Source organism: Trueperaceae bacterium, assembly GCA_036381035.1.
GTDB lineage: Bacteria > Deinococcota > Deinococci > Deinococcales > Trueperaceae > DASRWD01.
Genome location: DASVDQ010000111.1, coordinates 1 through 1,153, shown reverse-complemented (window position 1 = coordinate 1,153; position 1,153 = coordinate 1). Strand labels below are relative to the sequence as shown.

Here is a 1,153-nt window from a genome sequence, read left to right as displayed (position 1 = left end):
ATGGCGGCCGCGATCCGTGCCTCGGAGCTCGGAGCCACGGCGGCGATCGTCGAGGGCGGCGAGGTCGTCGGCGGCACCTGCGTCAACGTGGGCTGCATCCCGTCGAAGTACCTGATCGAGGCGGCCCACCGCTACCACACGGCCCGCCGGGGTTTCCCCGGCATTTCGCCTTCGGAGCCGGACCTGAATTGGACGGAGATCCTCCGCCAGAAGGAGGCAATCGTCGAGGATCTCCGCCGCGAGAAGTACCTGGACGTGTTGCACGCCTACAAGGGCGTCTCGCTCCTCCGAGGCCGGGCCGAACTGCTCGGGCGCGGCCGGGTGCGCGTGGGCGAACGGGTGGTGAGGGCGAGCAAGATCGTGCTCGCGACCGGCACCCGTCCGGCGATGCCTCCCATCCCCGGGCTCGAGGAGGCCGGTGCGCTCGACAGCACCACGGTCATGGAGCTCGACCGCCTCCCCGGATCCATGATCGTGATCGGCGGCGGCGCGATCGGGCTCGAACTCGGGCAAGCGTTCCACCGCTTCGGCGTGCGCGTGACGGTGCTCGAGGCCATGGACCGGCTCCTGCCCACCGAGGACCCGGACGCCTCTGAGACGCTCCAGCGGGCGCTCGAGGCCGAGGGCATGGAGATCCGTACCGGCGTGAAGGTGACGAGCGTCTGCCGTGCCGAAGACGGTTGCACCGTCAGCGTCGAGCCCGGAGGAGAGGTCCGGGCCGACGATCTCCTCGTCGCCACGGGCCGGCGGGCGAACACGGAGGGGCTCGGCCTTGAAGCGGCGGGCGTGGAGACGACCGAGCGGGGCTTCATCGAGACGGATGCGTTCATGCGGACGACGAATCCGGACATCTTCGCGGCGGGCGACGTGACCGGTGGACCGGGCTACGTCTATGTCGCCGCGCTTCAGGGACGGATCGCCGCGGAAGCGGCGCTCGCCGGGCGGGCCGGCGCGGCGCCGAGCCCGATCGATCTCACGGCCACGCCCCGGGTCACCTTCACGGATCCGCAGGTCGCCTCCGTGGGCATGACGGACAAAGAAGCTCGTGATGCCGGCTTCACGCCGAGCGTGACGACCCTTTCGGCGGAGCACCTCGCCCGCGCCGTCGTCGCCCACCGGCGGGACGGCATCTTCAAGCTCGTCGGCGACGAAG

At 70.9% G+C, this 1,153-nt stretch carries 1 protein-coding gene; it reads left to right on the top strand.

The annotated features are described in order from the left end of the window. Positions 1-1,153, top strand: a 1,153-nt coding sequence (locus tag VF202_13475) for an NAD(P)/FAD-dependent oxidoreductase (protein HEX7041123.1), incomplete at both ends; no start/stop codon positions are given.